The organism is Streptomyces sp. NPDC059524 (genome assembly GCF_042749255.1).
Classification (GTDB): domain Bacteria; phylum Actinomycetota; class Actinomycetes; order Streptomycetales; family Streptomycetaceae; genus Streptomyces; species Streptomyces xanthii.
Window position 1 is genome coordinate 1,393 of the sequence record NZ_JBHYTK010000284.1, and the last position, 2,810, is coordinate 4,202.

Below are 2,810 nucleotides of genomic sequence, written 5' to 3' on the forward strand. Positions count from 1 at the left end.
CCGCGCGCTGGGGGGGGCCCCCGCGCCGGCGCGCGCCCCCCGGGTCGGGTGGGGGCCCCCGGGCTGCGGGGGTCCTGGGGGGGGCCCGGGCCGCCGGGGGGCGGCCCCCCCCCCAAATCCCGTACCGGGCGCGCCACTTCACCGTAGAAGCACCCGCACCCGACCCTCTGCCCGGTCCCCCGCCGCACCTCGCGCATCCCGTGCGGTCGGCGACCTTGACGCTCCCCTGGCCCCGGTGAACACTTCCCGGTGTCAGTCGGCTCCGCCGCGTCACGGCCCCCTCTTCTGTCCCGCGGGGCCCGCTCCCCCGGTGTGATCCCGACTGCGCCCTGCACGGAGGACCGGGGCGCGACCGCCCGCCCCGGGTGAGGGCCTAGGAGCCGCCATGAGCAACGGAGACATCTTCCTCGGTGAGGTCATCGGCACCGGAATCCTGATCCTGTTCGGCGCGGGCGTCTGCGCCGCCGTCACCCTCAAGCACTCCAAGGCGAAGGCCTCGGGGTGGATCGTGATCGCGTTCGGCTGGGGCTTCGCCGTCCTCGCCGGGGCTTACACCGCGGCGCCGCTGTCCGGCGGCCATCTCAATCCGGCCGTGACGCTCGGCATCGCCATCGACACCGGCAAGTGGGACAAGGTCTGGGTCTACGTCCTCGGCCAGATGGTCGGCGCGATGCTGGGCGCCGTCCTCGCGTACCTCGTCTACCTCGCCCAGTTCAACGCCAATGTGCACTCCGACAAGGAGCCCGACGGGCCGACGCCCACGCTCGGCATCTTCTCCACGATCCCCGAGATCCGGAACCCCGTCGCGAACCTCCTCACCGAGATCATCGCCACGATGGGCCTCGTGCTGCCGATCCTCGCGTTCGGCCTGACCAAGGGGCTCGGCGAATCTGGCACGCAGGCGCTCGTCGTGGCCCTCCTCGTGGTCGGCATCGGCCTCTCGCTCGGCGGGCCGACGGGCTACGCCATCAACCCCGCCCGCGACCTCGGCCCGCGCATCGTCCACACCTTCCTGCCGATCCCCAACAAGGGGACGTCCGACTGGGGTTACGCGTACGTCCCCGTCGTCGGCCCGCTGATCGGCGGAGCGCTGTCCGGGGTCGTCTACAACCTCGCGTTCTGAGCAGTCCTGAGCAGTTCCGAGCACGTACGCCCGGAGGGAGAACCCGTGAAGTACGTCGCCGCCATCGACCAGGGCACCACCTCGAGCCGCTGCATCGTCTTCGACCAGGACGGCGCGATCGTCGCCGTCGACCAGCGCGAGCACCGTCAGATCTTCCCGAAGCCCGGCTGGGTCGAGCACGACGCGACCGAGATCTGGTCCAAGGTGCAGGCCGTCGTCGCCGGCGCCCTCGCCCGGGCCGGGCTGCGCGCCGACCAGCTCAGCGCCCTCGGCATCACCAACCAGCGCGAGACGACGGTGCTGTGGGACCGCGCCACCGGCCGCCCCGTGCACAACGCGATCGTCTGGCAGGACACCCGGACCTCGGCCCTCTGCAACGAACTGGGCGGCGCCGACGGCCAGGACCGCTTCCGCGAACAGACCGGCCTCCCGCTGGCCAGCTACTTCTCCGGGCCCAAGGCGGCCTGGCTGCTCGACCAGGTGCCGGGGCTGCGGGCCCGGGCGGAGCGCGGCGAGATCGCCTTCGGCACGATCGACTCCTGGCTGATCTGGAACCTGACCGGCGGCACGGACGGCGGGGTGCACGTCACGGACGTCACCAACGCCGGGCGCACCATGCTGATGAACCTGGAGACCCTCCAGTGGGACCCGTCGATCCTCGCGGCGATGAACGTGCCCGAGGCGGTCCTGCCCGAGATCCGCTCCTCCGCCGAGGTGTACGGCACGGCCGTCGGGCAGCTCGCGGGCGTGCCGGTGGCGTCCGCGCTCGGCGACCAGCAGGCGGCCGTGTTCGGGCAGGCCTGCTACGACACGGGGACGGCCAAGAACACGTACGGGACGGGCAGTTTCCTGCTGCTCAACACCGGGAGCCGGCCGGTGCCTTCGAAGAACGGGCTGCTCACCACGATGGGGTACAAGATCGGCTCGGAGGCGCCGGTCTACTGCCTGGAGGGGTCGATCGCGATCACCGGGGCGCTGGTGCAGTGGTTCCGCGACCAGCTCGGCATCATCCGCAGCGCCGACGAGATCGAGACGCTCGCGGCGAGCGTGGAGGACAACGGCGGGGCGTACATCGTGCCCGCGTTCTCCGGCCTGTTCGCCCCGTACTGGCGCTCGGACGCGCGCGGTGTCGTCACGGGCCTGACCCGGTACGTGACGAAGGCGCACCTCGCGCGGGCGGTCCTGGAGGCGACGAGCTGGCAGACCCGTGAGGTCGTGGACGCCATGTACCAGGACTCGGGCGTGCGGATCACGACGCTGAAGGTCGACGGCGGCATGACGAAGAACCATCTGCTGATGCAGCACCAGGCGGACGTGCTGGACGTGCCGGTGATCCGGCCGCGGGTCTCCGAGACGACCTGTCTGGGAGCGGCGTACGCGGCCGGGCTCGCGACCGGCGTGTGGAACGACCTGGACGAGCTCAAGGCGCACTGGCAGCGGGACGTCGAGTGGACGCCCGCGATGGACGCCCGGACCCGTGACCGCGAGTACCACAACTGGCGCAAGGCGGTGGAGAAGAGCTTCGGCTGGCTGGAGGAGGACGAGGCCTAGGCCGCTTCTTTTGGATCACCTTGCCGACCAGATGAAGATGGCGGCGAGGTAGATGGTGGCGGTCTTGTCGTAGCGGGTGGCCAGGCCGCGCCACTGCTTGAGCCGGTTGATGCAGCGTTCGACGGTGTTCCGCTGT

Annotated in this window: 2 protein-coding genes and 1 pseudogene; 2 read left to right on the top strand and 1 reads right to left on the bottom strand. The window is 71.2% G+C overall.

Translation table 11 applies throughout. The features are described from left to right. Positions 1-385 precede the first annotated feature (385 nt). Positions 386-1,123, top strand: a complete 738-nt coding sequence (locus ACFW9D_RS38015) for an MIP/aquaporin family protein (protein WP_384630024.1) — start codon at positions 386-388, stop codon at positions 1,121-1,123. Positions 1,124-1,168: 45 nt separating this feature from the next. After that, a complete protein-coding gene (gene glpK / locus ACFW9D_RS38020; protein WP_384630026.1) occupies positions 1,169-2,674 on the top strand; it encodes a glycerol kinase GlpK in 1,506 nt (501 codons plus the stop codon). Between the two features lie 15 nt (positions 2,675-2,689). Here glpK and ACFW9D_RS38025 read toward each other — a convergent pair. Next, positions 2,690-2,810, bottom strand: a pseudogene (locus ACFW9D_RS38025) (IS5/IS1182 family transposase); the annotation flags it as partial.